Consider the following 18,713-nt stretch of genomic DNA (forward strand, 5'->3'; position numbering starts at 1 on the left):
ATGAATCCGTTGCTTCATTCAAAGATCCAGTTTTTTATAAAATGCGATCCGGTCTTCGCCGTCGTAATAATAATTCGGATACCGGCCGATCAGGCCGAAGCCGCGCTTCTGAAACATCCGTTGAATCGGGATATACTCCGGCAGGTCGCACGTATAAGTCAAAATGTAACGGCCGTTGATGGAGCGGATGTACCGCTCCAGAGCATCAAACAGCATCCCTGCAATGCCGAACCGTCTGTAATTCCGGTGGACGACCAGATAGTCCCATAGGTAGCCATCCGTCCGGTGCTCGTTTTCCTTGCAGCTTGTAACGCCTACAATATCGCCATCTTCATTTTCCACATACCAGTACTTATGGTGCATCTGCTTCAGGCTCTCGAACGGCCCTTTGCGAAAATGCTCGATCTCTCCCGGCGTGTGCCGCTGATCGTCAAACGACCATTCAGACAAAAAAAACTGGCTGATCCGCGCAGCGTCTTGCTCGTTTTCCATTAACATAATGCGAAACTCGTCTTCCTTGCTACTTGCCGCTTGCTGCCCCCCGCTCACACCTGTTCCTCCCTTTCTCCCTCGTCAGGAAACCGACAATGTTCCGTTCCAGTCTTCGGTCGTGCCTTTCTGGAAATATTCATCACAGATATAGAAGTACAATTGAGCTGCTTTATCCTGCCTGTTTTGCTTAATGACCATCAAAAACGCTTCCCGCGCATCGTAAAACCGGCCTACCTGGTAATACGTGACCGCTTCCTCGAACCGCGCCCTCGTCTTGTCTTTAAGCGTCCGGATCGTATCCGGATCACCCTGATATACATCGTATAGATGCAGCGGCTCCTTCATGCCGCCCACTTGAATCAGGCCGAGATTCCGGTACTGGAAACCGGAGGCTCCGTCCAGCGACTGCACGATGCTGTCCGTGATCAGAATCGAAGCGCCCAGCGGCTCCGTCAAACGTTCCAGAATCGTGGATACGTTCACGTTGTCCGAGATGACGTTGCTTTCCAGTCTCTGCTCCTCACCTATAATGCCGAGACGCAGCGGCCCTTTGTGCAGGCCGACTCCGATATCGACCGGACGGTAACCCGAGTTGGCGCGGTGTGTATTGTAAAGCTCGACCTCCCGCCGCATCTCGATGGCCGCCTTCAGCGCATCGTCCGCTTGGCCGGGAAACAGCGCCATAAAGCCGGCTCCGGAATATTTGTTGATCATCCCGCTGTTATTGCGCACGTACGGCCCGAACCGTTTCAAAAACGAATTGACGAAATTGAAGTTTTGTTCCGGCGTCATCCGTTTGGACAGCATGTAAAAGCTACGGATATTGAATATCATCGTACTCATGTTTTGTTCGACTTGATCGCCCAGTTCGACGTCCAGAATCGTGTCCTTGTTCAAAAAGCGCAAAAACTGCTGGGGCACGAACCGGTAATACGCCTGGCTTAACGCCTCGACCTTCCCGATATATTCGCGGATGCGCTCGGCCATCGTATTGACGCTTTCGCCGAGATCGGCGATCTCGTCGCGGGTGCGGATGTTCACCGCCGTATCCCAGTTGCCCCGGGCGATGTCTCCGACCGTGCGGCGCAGCTTGCGCAGCGAGGACAGCTGAATGAACGTCATAAGCAGCAGCACGGCCAGCAGCCCCGCCGAAATCACCACAATATTGCGGACGATCGTCTGCAGCAGCTCCCGCCGGTGAGACAGCAGCGACTCCATGTTTTTGCTCGTTTCGAAAACACCGACGATGTTCCCCGCCGAGTTGTAGATCGGTGCGATCGCGTAGTTCCAGACGCCTGTATCGTCCTGCCAGCCTCCGGTCATGACTTTCCCTTCGAACGCCACCTTGGAGTTTTCCTCCGTGATCGGGAACGGGTTGAACATATGCATCTCGTCGTCATCTTCCAGGATGCGGTAGATGAGTCCGTTCTCCACCTTGTATACCGCCTTGTAGAAGCCGCGGTTGGCGCTGTCCGAGTTGTTGTCGAACATGGTGTTAATCTTCTGACGGAACGCGTTGAACGTCTCCCCGCGATATTCGACGGGAGAGTCGATCGCCTCCAGCCTGTCCCCGTCGATCAGATTTTGCCCGTTCGCGGCGAGCAGCGACAGCTCACGGTACGTCTCCTCATCCATCTTGGATACGAAATTGTTGAAAATCAGCGTCGACAGCAGAACCATAGCGGCCGCAACCGCCGGGATGAACACGATCGCCTGCTTGAACAGCAGCGACGTCCGTCTGTTAAGCAGATCGATATAAACCAGTCTGAGCGCAAACAGGACCAGAAGCACGCCGAGCGCCGCAACCGTCCATACCATCCATCGGTACGCGGCGTACCCGGCCGAGTATCGCACGCTTGAAAAAGAAGGCTTCAGTGTGCCGTCCGTCAACCGCCAGTTCATCTGCGTATCGTCCACGATGATGATGCCGCCGTCCGGGCTCAGGCTGATGTCCGTCTTCTCATACGGGATACTGATGCCGCTGGCCTCGGTTTTGGCGGTGTTGACCAGCTCCTCGATGATGTACGGCTGTGCCGGATCTAGACGGCTGATCGCCTGCGAATTGTAATCGATGAAGACGAGCCGTCCCGCCGAATCCAGCCTTAGGCTTTCCGGAAAGTTGCGCCTCGTCCGGTCAAGCCCCGGCAGCGGATAAACCATACGCGACGTTCCGTCCGCCAGCGCCTGATAAATTTCTCCGCTGCGGGCCGAATAAAAAATGCTCCCCGCGGTGACCCCGTCGATTTCGGCCAAATATTTGTTGCCAGGCAAGTTAAACGCGTATACCGCCCTAGGCTCCGCATCTCCTTCGGCGAACCGGTATTCGGTCACTTTACTCCCTTCGTCGTTGAAAAAGTATAACTCGCCCTGTTTGATTTGCGGGCTCTTCAATCCGCCGATCCGGTACCGTTTGTTTTTGGGATCGTTGTAGTCCTGATTGAACAATACCCGCTCCAGCTTACCGCCCGCGTCGTACCGGACGATCTGCTCCGATTTGACCGTAAGTCCGTAAGGATCGAGCAGCGTCCTTACCGTGTACAGCCGGTTTAACTCGTCGACGGCCATATCGTTGAACCGGAACAGCTCTCCGTTTCTGCCCGCCTCGCTGTGGATCGAGTATTGCAGCGTGCCTTCCTTGTCCAGCTTGTGAATCGTCTTCTTCGAGTTGTCAATGACGTACAGATTGCCCGACTGATCGGCAATCGCCCTCGAGAGACTGACGAACGGAAGTTCGCGGCTCAGCGGATTTTGCTTAATTAGGTGCCGCTCCTGGAACACGAACATGGCCGCGGCAGCGGCAAGCAGCAGGGCAAACACCAATACCGCTACGGACTTCTTCATGGGCTTCTCCTCGTTTTCTCGTATTCCATCCACCGGTTTACTCGTGCAGCTCGATCGTGAACGCAGCGGCGTTCCAGACGACCTCAAGTCCGATCGCCTCAGCCAATAGGCGAAGCGGGATGTACGTTCGTTCCGCGATCAGAAGCGGGGCCGTATCCAGCGCAACCGGCACGCCGTTCACATAAGCCGTCCCGCTGCCGATCGTAAGCTCGGCCGTTCCGTATTCCGTACTGACGGTAGCGGTTTGCGTATCGCCGTCCCATTCGACCGCCGCGCCTAACGATTCGGATACGGCGCGAAGCGGAATGAACGCCTGGCCGTCCAGCACAACCGGAGGCACGTCCAGCTTTAAGGGGATCGTGGGCGATATCAGGTTTTGCACCGGCAGCGGCAGCGCACGGCTTCCCGGCTCGCTTGCGATCTGTTCCGCGACGGCTCCGAGAGCCTGCAGCTCCGCTTCCGTGTAAGTTTCGAATTGCAGCGCTTTGATCCGTTCAAGCAGCTCTGCCGTCAGCCCGCCCAATTCCGCGGCGATCGCCGCTTGAATATCCGCGGCGGCGCCGTCCGGCGCCGCCTGTTCCGTGGCCGTCCATTCATCGAGCAGCCCGGACAAGCCATCGATCCTTGCAAAGAGCAGCTCTTTCTCCAATTGCCGCGCCGCAGCTTCGACCGCAGACAGCGTGCGGACGGCCGATTCGAGCCGTTCCGTCTCGCCGGCTGCTTCCGCCGACTTCTTGTCCGCCATGATGGCCGACTTGGCCTTCGCTAGCACCTCGAGACCCTCTGTTATGCCGCCGGACTGATCGGCTGCAGCGCCAAGCAGTTCCACAAGCGTCTTCATCGCTCGCAGCGCTTCGTCCTTGTCCCCGGCCGCGGCGGCTGCAAGCATGGCGGCTTTCGCGTCTTCCGCCTGCGCCTCGAGCAGTTCGGGGCTTTGCGGCTCCGTGCCGCCTCCGCTTCCCGGTTCCGCTTCAGGCGCCGCCAGCTTGGCCATGATCGCCTCGGGATTGTTGACCAGAGACAGATGACGCAGAGCTTCCGCCGTCTCGCCTTTCTTGAGCGCTTCCAGCATCGCGGATCTTGCTTTGGCATCTTCGAGCTGGGTCGACAGTCCCGCAAGCATATCCAACTTGCCTCCGGCAGTGGCCGCTTCCTGCTCCGCCTCCAATTGCTTGATCTGCGCGGCGAGAACGGCGATCTCCTGTTCCAGCTCGTCCGGTGTCAGGAGCGATTTCAGTTCGCCCTTGCCGGGCACCTCCATCGTGACGCGTAGGGCGTCGACCTCATCCGGCGATAAAACCGCTTTCCCTGCCGGATCATTCAGCGATTCCGCGCCGGTCACCCGGTCCATGCCGAACCAGGCTGTCCCGTCGGGGCTGTAAAACAGTCCTTGTCCGGACGGCTTCACCGTAGAAGACGCCGCCTGGTAAATTTCCGGCGTAAGCGCGTCCAGCGCCACCTTAACCGTCCCGATAATAACCGCCGCTGCGGCGGATTCGGATTCGCCGACAGGCGCAGACGGGGCCGGCCGGGCTGCCCCGACCCGAAATGTTCCCTGTGAAGATCCGCCTTCCAGCCTCGCTTCCCCGATCGTCTCCGTACCTGCGAACAAGACGATTTTGACCTGGGCAGGATCGGCGACATGCAGATTCAGAACGCGGACCGGTTTGCCGGCCGGGGTTCTGCCGGCGATCGGCTTTCCTTTGGAATCGAACAACACATAATCGGTAGCTTTCAGCTTTTTGTCCGGGCTCGCCGTAAATTCGCTCAGCAGCTCGCCGACCGCCGGCTTTAAAGTCCATTTGCCGGAGAAGGGCTTGTCCGGAGGCGGCTTAGCCTCTCCTAAACCGTCGTCGATCGTCTCGTAAGGGAGAATACCCGGCCGGTAAGTCCGCACCAGCGCTCCCCCGGCAGAGGCGTTCAGCTTGCCGACTGCGTTCAGGTAGGCGATCTGTGACGTCAGGAGAGCCGCTTCCGTCTGCTCGAATGCTTCTCTCGCATCCGTCCGTTGCTCCGAAGCCGCCAGTCCGAGCCGGATCATCGACTCGGTCTTCTCTTGGGCTTCCAGCGCCGCATCGCGCGCCCGGAGCGCTTCGGCATACGATTCTTCCGCGCCCTTCGCATCCAGATACGACTGCCTGACGGCCGTTATGACGGCGCTCCTGCTCTCTTTCTCCTTCAACTCCGCCGCTTGCTGCTCCATCGTCGCGAGCGGCAAGCCGTTGCGGAGATCGTCCAGATAACGCAAGCCGTCGAATTCGCCCTGAAACAGCTGCTTCGGAATCGGGAGGACGATCCACACATACCCTTCCCAATCGCTGCGCACCTGGTCCAGCAACGACTCGTAGCCGGCCGAAAACAGGTCCATATCGACCGGCTGACCCGCATACATCCGGTCGAACACTTTCATGCGCGCCGCACCGAATTTGGCAGCGTACAGATGACGGGTTACGCTCAGCTTCTCGTCTGCGAGACGACGATTGTGCATATCCTGAATCAAGCCGATATTCGTCTTCAGCGCCTCCGCAATATATCCCGGCAAGGCGTTTTGCGACAGGTCCGCATACAGCGGCTCGAAGGTCATCGCAAAGGGCAGTTCCGTCCGTTCCCCGAGCTTCTCTCCGAACGCCAGCCGGGAGCCCTTGGCTACAAGCTGTGCCTGCTTATATGCCGAAGCCGCCCGGGCAAGTGCATCCTCCGCCGTTTCTTTGTCCGGCTGCTTGGCCAGCCCGTACCTCAGCCGCTGCTGGACCGCTTCGAGCGCCTTCCCGGCCTCGTCCCACCGCTGCCGCGCCTTCTGCTCCGCCTGCATGTCCTGATAGACTTGCAAATACGCGCTCTCCGTCTCGAATCGCACCTCGAGCGCCTGCTGCCTCAGCTTCTCACGCCACACTTCCAGCTGCATGCGGGCTTGCGGCACCTTCATCCGGATTTGAAGCTGCTGGCTTATATTTTTCGGCTTCGCAAACAAGCCGGCAGCTTTCTCCTCTTCGCTTTTTTGCGCGTAATGCGCCTGCTCGAGCTCCGCTTCCTTCAGCCTGACTTCGCTTCGCCCGTCGCGGAGCTGCGGGCTGCGCTTAAGCGCCAGGTCGACCGCCTCGGTCATCGTCAGCGATCTCAGCTCCGCTCCCGCCACTCCAGGAGAAACCGCCATCGGAGCGGCGATCGCGAGCAGTAGAGCCAGTCCGAGCTTCATTCGGCTTGCCATGTTCACAGTGAGGCTCTCCTTTTACTGATTGGATACATCCCGATTCACCGCTATAGTGAAAAAGTCCCTGCCGTGCTGCAACTGCGTTTTTTGGCCCCCATCCGGGCCTGACCCCGATACTTCAAGCCGTTCCCGGAAATTTAGTTCCTCCGGAAGTCGATTCTTGTACCTGGAATATATTGCTGGCCGATGGTTTTTCTAGTACTATGAAACTAATTATATCATCTCTTCATCTATATAGGTGAACAAGATTGGAAGAATGTGATAATGGGAAACGTTGTTTGCGGAGGGGCCATGCTGCAGTGCAGCTTCGGTGCCGCCCCCAGTTCTTTAATGGTGCTGCCAGCGAATCGGGTGATCACTTCGATGCCGATCGCAAACATTATGGACAACAAACCGATGCTGAACATCTTGCCTTTCGGGATGTGCCAGTCCATGGCGAATCCGGCGGTCGCGGCCGCTACGGCGGCCAAGTTCGGAACGTTAACTCCGGTTCCGTGCGTCCCGGTCACCGCTGCGCCGTGGGCGCCCGGTTGTCCGACAGTGCAGATCGGCAATATGCCGGCGCTGAATAATACGTCCAAGTGCATGTGCAATTGGGGAGGCGTCATTCAGATCGTCCAGCCCGGTCAGATGACCATTCAAGTACCATGATATTATGCGTTAGGAAGTGAACTCGTTGGCTTTAAATACCAAGACGCTTGAAAATGTGTTCAGACCGATTTTGAATCCGCTGGTCTACAAAGTGCTGAGGCCGCTCCGGGAGGCCAAAAAGCTTCCGGGCATCCTGATCAAGAAGTTCCAGGCCGCCGTCAAAGGAATAATCGGGACGAGAGAAACGTCTCTGAAAAACTACGTAGCCGTCGGTTCTTATTACGTATCAAAACGTCTTCTCGTCGTCGCAGTCCTCATCGTACTCGTTCTCTCGTACTTCCTGTTTATTAAACCGCCCGCCCTCGTAAACAAATGGTTCAACCGGGTCCCGGTCGTTATCGAGAACAGCCCCAAGGCGATGACGGTGTCCGGCCAAGCGAAAGTTGTCGACCAGGCCAAGCAGCCCCGTTATACGGGCGGCCTCGAAGGCGGTCTCTACATGGGAAGCGGCAAGCTGTACAGCGAGACGGGAAGCCTGCTATACGAAGGCGAGTTCGACAAAGGCCTGAAGCAAGGAGGCGGCTCCTTGTACGACGGGCAAGGAAAGCTGCTCTACAAAGGCCAGTTCGCTGCCGACCAGTACAACGGTCCCGGGACGTTGTTCCAAGCCGACCGCAAGATCCGGTACACCGGCGAATTCCAGAACGGCAAGTTCGGCGGCGCGGGCAAATTGTACGCCGATAACGGCTCTTTGCTCTATGAAGGGCTGTTCCTCGAGAACATGTACCATGGAGCGGGCAAGCTGTTCGGACAGAACGGCCAGATCCGCTACGAAGGCGAATTTGCCGCCGGCGAATTCAACGGAACCGGCAAACAGTACGATGAATTAGGGCGGCTCGTCTACGAAGGAGCGTTTAAAGGCGGACGCTACTCCGGAGAAGGCGCCGAGTATAACCCGGCCACAGGCTTGGTCAAGTACAAGGGCCAGTTCGCCGCCGGAGCTTACGCCGGTTCCGGTGAGCTATCGGACGACAACGGCGTTGTCCGGCTGAAAGGAACGTTCCGGGGCGGCCTGTTGACGGGAACGGGCGAAGCGTATGACGCCGCAGGCAAACCGCTTTACAAAGGCGATTTTGTCGACGGGCTGTACGACGGTGTCGGGACGCTGCTGGATTCGGCTGGAACCCCGGTGCTGAAGTCGTTTTTCGAGCAAGGCCGGATCAGCCTCCAATCGTTTATCGACCTGCCCAGCAAAAAGATCGAAGAGCTTCTCGGCAAGCCGGGAGAAGTCGCGCTGCTGGATCAGGTTCAGCCGCTGGACATGACCGCGGCCGGGAACGCTTCGGCTGACGCCGCTGGTACGGATCGCGCAGGCGCCGCAGCGGCCGACACCGCCAGTCTCAAGTTCCAGCTGCATTATCCGGATTACCAGATGTCTTTTCTTGCCGTTCCCTCCAAGTCCAATCCGAAGGAAGCCGTCGTCTCCGAAGTATCGGTATGGGGCAGCAAACCGCTCTCGGTGCTCCAGCCGGGAATCGAGACGTTTAACGGCTCGGAGAAGACGAATGCCGAGGGCTTCACCGTGCTGGAGCTTCGCGCGTCCGCTCCTGGCGGAATGACGGTCAACCGGTATTACCGCGGCGACTACTTGTATGAGCTCACCTTCAACAAAGGCGAGACCGCTGCGTTCCAGCTCGAAATTTCGGCGATCGAACGGGCGAAGCGATAACAAGCCGCCCGTTTCTGCAAGCAAGAGGCTGTCTCCCGCGAGGGGACAGCCTCTTCACTTGTCTTATCGGACCTGCCGGTCCGCGGACGGGCCGTGGGAGCCGCCTGCTCCTGCGGCTTCTTAGCCGTTCCCCCGCCTTACTCCGGCTTGTTCTCCAGGCTGACGGCCGCCTCGGACAACGTGACGATCTCCGGGTTGCCCTTCGTTTCCGCCTCGGCAGCCCCCTCGCCCTCGCCCGTTGTGCTGCGGTACGCCCACCAGCGCACTCGTACGGTCCGCGCCTCGGCTACTTGGCGAAGCTTGATGCCGATCCGGAACGTTCCCTTCTGCGGGTAAGCGACGATACCAGTCTGGATATCCGGCAGCTCGGCTTCGAATTCGCTCCCCGTAAATACGTCCGCCGCCCCGAAATAAGCGCGCTGGCCGCTGTTCAGCATATCCGATACCGCGTCGTACGTCCGTTCCTCGATATTCGTCACGATATACACATCCCCAGGGCCGTAACCGTGCTCGATTTCTTGGGATACGAAGCTTTTGACCGCCTTGCCGAACGACAGAGCCGACTTGGCAAACGGCGATATCGGGATATCAACGAAGCCGCTGCGCAGCTCCTCCGTGCCGGACAGCGGAGCGGCCTGCTCCGTCTTCTTCGCCGCTTCCGGCGTTTCCTTATCCCGCTCGGCGCTCCGCATCGCTTCGCGAATAAGAGCCGGCGAAAGCTCAGGCATGCTGTCCGGCCCCGCCGGAACGCTCCGGTTACGTCTTGCTTCGGCCAAAGCAAGACGGTACGCCGCCGAAGGATTATAGACGAACTCGCCGAACGGAACCTGCTCCACCCGTTCGATCACATAAGTCGGTCCCATTTGCAGCAAGCCGATTTTGGCCAAATAAATACACGGATCGGACGAGGATTCCAGCGACACTTCCAGCGGCTGCTTCAGGAAATCGTCCATCAGCTGCTCTTCGACCGAGCCGTGCATAATATGGACGACTCCCGTTTCTCTGGACATCCCGTCGATCCGCTTATCACCTACGCGCAGTACGGCCGATCCGGGAATAACGCCGATCTGGGCTTTCCCGGAGCCTACAGCATCCGCACACAGCTCGATTTGAAATGCATATTCGGTCTCCTGGGCGTCCGAAGGCTCGGCAAATCGGACGGTGCTGCCGCCGGGAGCGGCGAGCCTTTCCGTAGCCAGCTCGTATTCCAGCTCAACCTTACCGGCTTGCAGCGTCTTCTCGATCCGGATCATCGCGTGGAACGTCTGCCCAGGGTTCACATATTTCGGCGTAACCTGCAGCACCCGCACCTGGGAGCTCTGATAGAGGACGACCGTCTGTTCGGTCAGGCCGGCCATCGGCAGCGCGGACGGGTCCGGAGCCTCCTCCCGGATAAACAGTCGGTAGCTTTCCAGCATCCGGTTGTACTCGCTCACTTCATCGGAACGAACCGTCGAGTTGGCGATCGAATGGACCGGCTCCTTGCCCTTCTCGTCGTAAGAGATGCACAGGTAGACGTTTTTGGCGTATTCGTTATTCGTAAAACCGTCCATCATCGACAGCTTCAGCGTAACCGGCGCAGGTACGACAATCTCCCGTCCGAGTGCATCGATCGCCGCCCCCATCTCCACCGATACGGATTTGTCGTCCACGGCGATCACCTGCATCCCCGTAATGACACCGCTGCCGAACAACAGCCGGTTCATCATGCGCCGCTTATCGTTGAAATATTTTTGCTCCGATTCGAAGTCCCGTACCGTCAGAAGCTTGCCGTAAAAATACCGGTTCCTTTCGAACGGGTAATATCGCGATTTTTTCATTGGGGTCCCTTCCCTTCGGTTTATTCCAAGCCCGAGTCCAGCTCCAGGCGGGTATGGATGTCGATCCTCTTATCGCGGTCCACATCGATAAGCACCGTGCCGTGCGGCATGGACGATTGCCGATCGAGCGTAAGCAGCGTCGGCTCCGACAGTACCGTGTTGATTCCGATGTACGTATGCATATCCGCATGCATCCACGGCTGCAGGATGACGAGTCTGCCTTCCGCGTATGCCGGCTGCTGATCCTCGATAATGTTCTCGACCATCATCCGCTGCTTGTCGCTGCGCACGCATTCCGGCGGCAGCATCACGCAGAAGCAGTACGGATTGTCGCCGTACAACCGGGTGAACATCTGCCGCAGCTCAGACGACTCCTGCATATGCTTCAGCTGATGCTGCTCCACGATGAAAGGCTCCACTCCCGTATAAATATGCAGCATCTGCGACAAACCTTGCCTTGTTCCGCGTAATTTATACAGCTCGGGCGCCCGCTTCATCAGCGTCCGCAGCTTCGGTTCGTCCCAGCTCTCGGCGATATCAAGCGCCAGCCAGCGGCTGAGCCAGGTCAAGTACGGACCGGCAACTCCGTCCGGATCGAACGTGGAGCTGATCTTGTCGATCTTCTCTTCCATTTCCGCGAAAAACGTGCCGAACAAGGCGAGAAACCGTTCCAAAAACTTGGAACCGCCCGGATCTTCCTGATAGATGGACGGCAGGTGGACGATCGGAGACTGCCTCGGAAAATGAACGCGCAGCCTGCTGACAACCGGGGCCGTCCGTTCGCTGCCGGCGAGCTCGAGACGGTACCACAAGTACCTGCCTTTTGCGTTCATCAGCAAGGCGTCCCGCGGATTGACGATCGGCTCCGACCATAAGTGGCGCGAAGCTTTCCATTTGCGCGCCAGCGGGATGTCCGGATTGCCAAAATACTCGCTGTAATCGACGACTTCGCCTTCCAGTACGCCGTACCGGTCGTCCGTGGCAAAGCAGGTAAAGCGGATTTGCGTTTCTTCCGGAATATCGGCCAGCAGCTCGATTTTGTGCCACTCGGTCTCTTCCTCCACACTGTCCAGCTCTCCCGACACGTACCACGCTTCCGGCAAGCCCGCATCCGCCAGCGTCATCGTCCGCGATTGCAGCTCGAGGAGAGTGATGACGCCCTTCTCCCGGTCGAGCGCGTAGATCCGGTTTTTGCGGTCATGGAGCAGCTTATCGACCCGGGAGCGATAACCGGATACTTTTGCCGTACATTCTCCGGAAGCCGCGTATTGGAAAATAAACCGCTCGTCCTCCGAAGAACCTTCACGACTTCCGTCTCCTACATACACGGCGCCTTCGGCATCAACAGCCACCCCGGCCGGCGTACCGGTCTGAACGGTCCGGGTGACTGCGGGGTCTTCCCCGTACCGGCCGAACCGCGTGACCGTCTTACGGACCGAATCCAGCAGCACCGGCTCGCCTTCGCCTGCACTCACGAGAGAAAACCGGCCGCACAGGTCGCGAACCGACGCGGCGCTGTCCAGCCGCATCGTTTCGTGTTCGAATACGCGGACGACCTCCCCCGAAGAATTCCACTGCAGGACGGCGATACGGCTCCCAGCCGGCACCTCCGCGCTGTCAGGCGAGCCGCCTGCGGGATCGAGCGGAACGACCGTGTACAGATGGCGCCCTTTGTCGGCTGCCGCCGCAAGCGGGTACAGTTCGATTCCGTTCCAGCGCCGGGCCGTCCATAACAGCTGGCCGTTGGACGGCGCTACGGAGCTGATCCGGTTATCTCCGCCGGGGTCGGCCATGTACAGGCAGTCTCCCTCTGCTGCAAGATAGGACCGGTTCGTAAACAGCTGGTGCCCCGGCGAAAACAACGGCTCCGTATGGCGGTTCTCGTAGTCGTGCACCCAAAGTCCCGCCCGGGTGTCGAGCACGTACAGCTTGCTGCCCGGACCTACGGCGAAATCGGCCACTTCGTCCGCACCGTCGATCTCGTACGAATGTACCGATTTGTACACCGAATATTTGTCCGTCCGCTCGATGGAAATTCCCGAGCTGCGAACGCTCATATTGGCCATCCGGCCGTTGTGCCAGTCCGCCGGTTTGTTGAATGAGAAAAACCGTGCCGCCCGCCGCATGCGGTCCCCCCCTGTCTGAAGCTTAAGCAAGCCGCTGCACCCGGCGCGCCGGTTCTACAAGTCCGACACGCCGATCAGCTCAATCTCATGCTTTCCTGAATAAACGAGCCCGTATGGAGGAAGATGGATGTCGCCTCCTCCGTCCTTGCGCACCGCAGTCCCTTCGGCGTCAAGCCACAGATCCTGCACGTAGACGACACCCTTCAGCCTGCTTACCGCCCCGTATATGTCGCCCTTATACACCGTCCGGCCGAACCGCCAGCCTTCGCCGTCTCCATGCCCCATCGGGCGGAGAAGACGTCCCAGCTCGTTTACGATAAACGCGGGGTTGTCTTTGTAGGAAGGCTGGACCACGACGACCGCATGCACGGTGACCTGGATATACTCGGCCGGGATAACATGCAGTTCCGTCGTCAGCAGTCGGTGCCGGTCCAAGTGGCGGCGGACCGTCTCCAGAAACCCCGGTCCGGCCCGCGGCTTCTCGCTCTCGCTGTAAGGGACGACGACGACCGTCATATGCGCGGCCGCTTTCTCCCGCGGATAATCTCTCATGTCCGGCTTATACAGCGGAATCGCCTTAACTCTGGCGACGCGCAGTCCCGGCGTTTCTTTGGCGATCGCCTCATAGTCTTCGACCGTCACGGCTCTTGTCGGCCTGTTCAGCTCATGCATCACCCGAAGCTTGGCGTTCTCCAGCGTCTCCTCCTCGGTGCCGCCGGAGGCTGCGGCCGGATTCGTCACTTCGATGCCGGCCCACTCCGGATGCCGGGCGGCGAACGAATCGATCATGCCCTTCTTGACGTTCCCCCGCTGCCCGCCGCCGGACTGCAAAGCGGCAAACCGGATGTTCGGTACGCCCGACTTGGCCGGGATGGCGCCTTGCTCATTGTTGCCGAAACGGATCAGCCCTTCGGCCCGATCATATATGTAGTGCCGGTCCGTCGACCGGGAATTGTCAAAGTCGTCAACCTGGCTCCAATCCTCCCACGTCAGCTGTCCCGAGACGCTATCGCGGGAGGCGACCTGCAGCTGCATGCCCGGACTTCGGAACGTGCCCGAACGGGAAATGTCGAACTCTTGATCCGGCAATCCGTTGCTCGCTCCGACCCACAGCCGGTCTTCCGCAGCCGGATCGAAGGCGATCAGACGAATCCGATTCTGGCCTTCCGGCGGGACCGCTCCTTGGCGGCCGTCTCCGAAATCGATCCGGAGCGAACCGGCGGAAGAGTCCTTGGACAGGACGCAGCATTCGTCATCCACACGGCAATTCTCCAAAGCTTCCACCGTTCTCCATTCCCGCCAGTCGCCTTGATCATCCCGAACTTGCACGACGACACGCCCGGTCCAAGCCAAATACCGGGCGGTCTCGCAGCTTTGTCCGGCTTCTCCGTCCGAGTCGAAATGGACGGTCTCGCTGAAGGTCCGGACCTGTTCGGCCCGAACCGCATTGATGCACAGGCTCTCCAGCTTCGGGGAAAGCTCGTACCCTTCCCGCTCCAGGACACAGACGAGCCAGTACCGCTTCTTGTCGTCCGCAGGATACATCGCTCTCGGACTCATCCGGGACGTCAGCCGGAACGTCAGTCTGCCGGACTGCGACAGACTCGCCGTCGTGTCGCCGATCGTCTGCACCGGAACCCAGCCGTCTCCGTTCTCCCCGCCCGCGTATTTCCAGGATACAGCGGCGGACGAGATCGGCGGCGGCTCATGGTCCGTATCGCCGCGCCCGACCAACACCGGATACCGGTCCGACAGCCGTACCGACAGCTCGATGTCGGTGTCCGGCGGCAGCTCGCGGTCGAAGCCTACGAACAGCCGGCTGCCTTTGCGCGCTTCCGGGCCGAACGCATAAAAGGCGATGCCCGTCTTCAAGTTCGCCGTAAAATCGCCGGCCGCCGTATCGGTCCTCACCATCACTTTCTCGAGAACGGCGGGGATCAGCCGGAGCGCCTCAAGCGTCTCGTACGACTGATCGAACGCTTGCAGCGGCGTCCCTCCGGGAATCGTGAGCGGCTGACGCGCACCGAAAAAGGCGACCTCGCACGAGGCGGAGGCAGCCAGACGCGGCTTTACTCCAAGCAGCTTCAAAAACTTGAGCTCGCTTCTCGCCGTAATCCGGTTTAAATAATACTGCTGCATTTCCGTCATCCACGCCATCAGCTCGAGCATCGTCAGCCCCGGATCGTGAGCGTTTTCGTCCGTCCACTCGGGAAATAGTTTCGGTATCGCCTCGCGCGCTTCCCGAACCATTTGCTCGAACATGCGATCGTCCAAATTGGGCAACGGCAGCATCGTCTATCTCCTCGCTCTCCGGCCTTCAGGCCTTGATGGTCTCCCGATCCTACAAAGCATGGACCGACACTTTATGGGTTCCGCTGACGATAACGCCGTGAGGAATATGCAGGGGGCGGTTACCGTCGATTTCAACCCGGCGGTCGTCTTCCAGCATATAAACGGACATGTACAGCTTCTCTACAAACGAGATCGAACGGATCGTCTTCAACAACGCGTAAAATACGGACGGATGCACCGTTTGTCCGATTTCCCATCCCTGTCCGTCAAAGTTGCCGCCAAGCGGATCGAGAAACCGGTTCAGCTTCTGAACCGCCTCGAGTTCCGCCGGAAGCACATCGTCGAAGTGCTCCACCGCGACTACCGCCGTAATCGAAATTTCCAGAAATACCGGGGGGACGACCCGGATATTTTCCGGCCAGGCCACCAGCGAGGAAGCGCGCTGCAGCACATACGTCTCAACCCGTTTCTTCAGCTCGGGAAATGCCGGCAATCCCGCCTGGCCTTCCTTGGGCAGCACGACCAGCGTCATCGCCCCGGGCGCTTTCTCCATCTTCGCATTCCGGTTCGCCATACATTTCACTTTGGCTATATTCGGATAAGCGTCCCGGGCCAGCCATTCGAAGTCTTCCGCCGTAACCGCCCTGCCGTGATGCTTCAACAGCTGCGGTCCGCGCCGGACGGCCGAATCCATCGTCTCCGGATCGCAGCCGCCGGCGGCCGGCTCCACGTTAGTAACGCCGCCGACGAAGGCGATCGAGTTCTGCAGAGCGGTAATCGTGCCTGCCGGCGTATTGCCCTTCCTGCCTGCCGTCACCCGGTAGGTGACCCTGACTTTCTCCAGTCCGTCCTTCGGCGGCTCCAGCCCGTGAACCCCATCGCCGAACCGAAGCTGGCCGAACGTGCGGTCAATCGTATAGTGGCGGGATTTGGCAGTCGAGCCGGCGAAGTGGGCGACCTCTTGCCATCGGACCCAGACGCGCTGCAGTTGCCTGTCGCTGTCGCGGATCGCTTCGTACTCGGGCTCTCCCGCTTCGTCGAACGCCGCGACGTCTTCTTCCGTAATCCGTACCGTCTCGTCGACCCATACTTCCTCGGAGACGATATTTTTCCGGCTCAGCTTGTACACGCCCTCGTCGAGCGCCCGGCTTTCCGGATATTCCGCGGCTACCGTTTCCTGCTGAACGACTCTTACCGTATTCAAAAACAACCCTTTGATCCGCGGAAAATCGTCGCTGTCGCTTATATGATCGTAGCGGTCGTCCCGGTTCACGGCCCGAATCCAGCAGCCCCTCTCTCCAAAAACAACGTCTTCGGCGAAATCTGCAGGCCCGACGAATTGAAGCGTCCCGCTTTCGGTTAACCCTTTCGTACCGTCGATCAGCTTCAGCGGAGCCCACTGAGACCGGACTCCGGGAGCGGCCGAGCGCAAATATTCCCATTCGAGATACGGCACCGACTCTGCCTTCATCCGCTGCGGCACGACGGCGGCGTAGATCGAGACCGGTCCGCGGACCGGAGGGCGGTCGAAGCCGAGGACGAGCGTAGGATGTTTGCCTTCCAGCGGTACGAACGGCTCGAAGCCACCCTTCTCGGAACGGCTGTGACGCGTCCGGTTTTCATAAACCGTATTGTTGAGCGTCAGGCACCGCTCCAGCGCGTACACCCGCTCCTCATACCGGTAGGCCAGCTTCACCTCTTCCACCCACGGAGACAGGTACACGGGGAACGGAGCGTACGCGTTCTCCATCTGAAGAATACGTCCGCGAATCCAATAGTTGAAATGCCCGTTCACGTACACGGGAGCCAGATCGCCCGGGCACCGGAAGCCGATCCGCTTGCGGACCGCTTCGCTGCCGGGGTGATAGAACAGCTTCTCCGCTTCTTTGCCTGCGTCCAGACGGACCCAGGACGAGCCGTTCCAATATTCCCAGATGACCCCGGTGATCGATACTTTCGGCGGATCGGGCTTCTCGAACTGCGATTTCTTCATGACCAATTTCCAGTCAATCGCCGGCACGTGCTCCGGTATAAACCGGTTCTCGATCGCTTTTAATGAAAACGACAGGTCGATCATCCCGTCCCTCTTGCAGAACGCTTCCCGGCTTGCCAAGTAAAAAGTACCGTACTGGGCGAACTGGTCGCCGAAAGGATAAAACCCGGCGGGATCCGCTTGTATATCGTTAAAAAACATAATGTCCGGATTCAGTCCGCCCTGACTGGCGCTGTCCTCGTAGTCTGTTTTCACCGCAATCCGGTCGAGCGACAATCCGCTCTCCGCCAGCGACTTCTTGCCGGGCTCATGGGGCTGCAGACGGCACTGAATCCAGCGTCCCTGCGTACCGTTCACTTCAACCTCGGCAATTTCGCCCGGAGTCGACTTGGTCAGCACGATCCGGTTGCCCGCACCCCACACCGCATCGAACGGAAGCCAGCCGTCCTTGGACGAATACAGCCACTGCACCCATTCCGGCCGGGTCAGCTGACTGCACATCTGAACCTCGTCCCTCCGGGCCGAATTGCCGATCTCCACTTCGATTCTAGCCGTCTCGAATACCGTGAACATATCGTCATGGGACAAATACATCGCATGCGCCTGCAAGTTGTCCCTGCCCCCGATCACAAAAAGCGGGGTTGACGCAGCTTGCCCCCTCGCCGGATCGGTTAGCAGCTCTTCCGGGACCCGGACGATCGAATCGTGTTTTTTACTCGACAAAAAGGCGGCGTGCCAGCGGGCCGGCGTCAAGAAGACGGACCTTTCCGTCTCAAACGGAACTTCTCCGTCCGCTCCGGCCGCATGAATCCGCGTCCCGGCTTGGATCAGCACCGGCTCCTTCGTGCCTTCATTCAGCGTGAACGCCGCATAACTGACGGACGGGCGCGCAGGCAGAAGCGATACGTCGAACAAGTTCAAAAAGGCGACTAAGTTTTTGGCAGGCACCCGGTTGAGCCTTTTGACGTTTTCGTGGTACATGTCCGCAAACAGGGCGAACAGGGCGGCACCGGGATCCGGATCTTCCGGCGTAAACCGCCATTCGGGCGTGTAAAACGGCGCCAGTTCTTTCATTCGTGCGAATAAATCCGCCATCGTGCGGGGATCAAGCTGCGGAGGATTCACGATTCCACCCCCTCGCCGTATGTAGGTTGGACATTGCGGCCGGTTCCTTCTTTCCGTTTAGTGCGTGCCTTCGAATAAATAGAACGGATATACCTGATTGAACAAATTGTTAGTCGTGCGGACCGTGTACTGAATCCGGACGTGGACCTTGCCCAGCATCTCCCGGTCGGGCGTCGCCGTTACTTCCACTTCGTCCACCCTCGGCTCCCAGATCCGGATCGCCTCCCGCACATTGCCTTCCAGCAGCGCAAGCGTCGTATCGTCGGTCGGTCCGAAGGCGAATTCCGCAACTTCGCAGCCGAAGTCCGGGCGCATTACCCTCTCTCCCCGCGTAGTGCCGAGTATGATCCGGATCGATTCGTATATATCTTCCTCGTATTCGGACATCCGGATTTTCCCCGTGGCCGGATCGACCTGAATCGGGAATTTCCAGCCGCGTCCCAAAAACTCGTTTGACATCGTAATCGCGCGCTCCTTCCTCTGCGCAGCTTTC

The 18,713-nt window shown here is 59.0% G+C and carries 10 protein-coding genes; 2 read left to right on the forward strand and 8 right to left on the reverse strand.

All coding sequences use genetic code 11. The features are described from left to right. Positions 1 to 18: 18 nt before the first annotated feature. Genes IDH45_RS23710 through IDH45_RS23720 form a run of 3 tightly spaced genes read right to left on the reverse strand, consistent with a single transcriptional unit; the run spans position 19 to position 6,541 of the window. On the reverse strand, positions 19 to 549 hold the full coding sequence (locus IDH45_RS23710) for a GNAT family N-acetyltransferase (RefSeq protein WP_190930617.1): 531 nt from the start codon (positions 547 to 549) through the stop codon (positions 19 to 21). 24 nt (positions 550 to 573) lie between these two features. Then, positions 574 to 3,333 (reverse strand): HAMP domain-containing protein, encoded by a 2,760-nt coding sequence (locus IDH45_RS23715; protein ID WP_190930618.1) that lies wholly within the window; start codon positions 3,331 to 3,333, stop codon positions 574 to 576. Positions 3,334 to 3,370: 37 nt separating this feature from the next. Then, entirely contained in the window at positions 3,371 to 6,541 is a 3,171-nt protein-coding gene (locus tag IDH45_RS23720; RefSeq protein ID WP_223836916.1) for a stalk domain-containing protein, read from the reverse strand. Positions 6,542 to 6,808: 267 nt separating this feature from the next. Between IDH45_RS23720 and IDH45_RS23725 the strand changes: the two genes are divergently transcribed. Both IDH45_RS23725 and IDH45_RS23730 read left to right on the forward strand, forming a co-directional pair. Beyond that, entirely contained in the window at positions 6,809 to 7,195 is a 387-nt protein-coding gene (locus tag IDH45_RS23725; RefSeq protein ID WP_190930620.1) for a DUF4280 domain-containing protein, read from the forward strand. 25 nt (positions 7,196 to 7,220) lie between these two features. After that, positions 7,221 to 8,864 carry an MORN repeat-containing protein gene (locus IDH45_RS23730; RefSeq protein ID WP_190930621.1) on the forward strand — a complete coding sequence of 548 codons (1,644 nt, stop codon included), beginning with the start codon at positions 7,221 to 7,223 and terminating at the stop codon, positions 8,862 to 8,864. Between the two features lie 137 nt (positions 8,865 to 9,001). Here the strand turns inward: IDH45_RS23730 and IDH45_RS23735 are convergent, their stop codons facing one another. Genes IDH45_RS23735 through IDH45_RS23755 form a run of 5 tightly spaced genes read right to left on the reverse strand, consistent with a single transcriptional unit; the run spans position 9,002 to position 18,679 of the window. After that, a complete protein-coding gene (locus IDH45_RS23735; protein WP_190930622.1) occupies positions 9,002 to 10,684 on the reverse strand; it encodes a hypothetical protein in 1,683 nt (560 codons plus the stop codon). A gap of 20 nt (positions 10,685 to 10,704) precedes the next feature. Then, complete coding sequence (locus tag IDH45_RS23740) at positions 10,705 to 12,810, reverse strand: phage tail protein (protein WP_190930623.1); 2,106 nt, start codon at positions 12,808 to 12,810, stop codon at positions 10,705 to 10,707. A 54-nt stretch (positions 12,811 to 12,864) separates the two neighbouring features. Then, the gene (locus tag IDH45_RS23745; protein WP_190930624.1) at positions 12,865 to 15,102 is read right to left on the reverse strand and encodes a putative baseplate assembly protein; all 2,238 of its coding nucleotides are present in this window, start codon (positions 15,100 to 15,102) and stop codon (positions 12,865 to 12,867) included. 49 nt (positions 15,103 to 15,151) lie between these two features. After that, complete coding sequence (locus tag IDH45_RS35050; RefSeq protein WP_190930625.1) at positions 15,152 to 18,220, reverse strand: baseplate J/gp47 family protein; 3,069 nt, start codon at positions 18,218 to 18,220, stop codon at positions 15,152 to 15,154. Between the two features lie 57 nt (positions 18,221 to 18,277). Beyond that, complete coding sequence (locus IDH45_RS23755) at positions 18,278 to 18,679, reverse strand: GPW/gp25 family protein (protein ID WP_190930626.1); 402 nt, start codon at positions 18,677 to 18,679, stop codon at positions 18,278 to 18,280. Positions 18,680 to 18,713 lie beyond the last annotated feature (34 nt).

Source organism: Paenibacillus oceani (assembly GCF_014705615.1).
Lineage (GTDB): Bacteria > Bacillota > Bacilli > Paenibacillales > NBRC-103111 > Paenibacillus_AB > Paenibacillus_AB oceani.

What these genes read in the sequence shown, in the direction of transcription:
- IDH45_RS23715 (WP_190930618.1), bottom strand. Translation starts at nt 3,333, where the DNA reads ATGAAGAAGTCCGTAGCGGTATTGGTGTTTGCCCTGCTGCTTGCCGCT.
- IDH45_RS23720 (WP_223836916.1), bottom strand. Translation starts at nt 6,541, where the DNA reads ATGGCAAGCCGAATGAAGCTCGGACTGGCTCTACTGCTCGCGATCGCC.
- IDH45_RS23725 (WP_190930620.1), top strand. Translation starts at nt 6,809, where the DNA reads ATGGGAAACGTTGTTTGCGGAGGGGCCATGCTGCAGTGCAGCTTCGGT.
- IDH45_RS23735 (WP_190930622.1), bottom strand. Translation starts at nt 10,684, where the DNA reads ATGAAAAAATCGCGATATTACCCGTTCGAAAGGAACCGGTATTTTTAC.
- IDH45_RS23740 (WP_190930623.1), bottom strand. Translation starts at nt 12,810, where the DNA reads ATGCGGCGGGCGGCACGGTTTTTCTCATTCAACAAACCGGCGGACTGG.
- IDH45_RS23745 (WP_190930624.1), bottom strand. Translation starts at nt 15,102, where the DNA reads ATGCTGCCGTTGCCCAATTTGGACGATCGCATGTTCGAGCAAATGGTT.
- IDH45_RS23755 (WP_190930626.1), bottom strand. Translation starts at nt 18,679, where the DNA reads ATGTCAAACGAGTTTTTGGGACGCGGCTGGAAATTCCCGATTCAGGTC.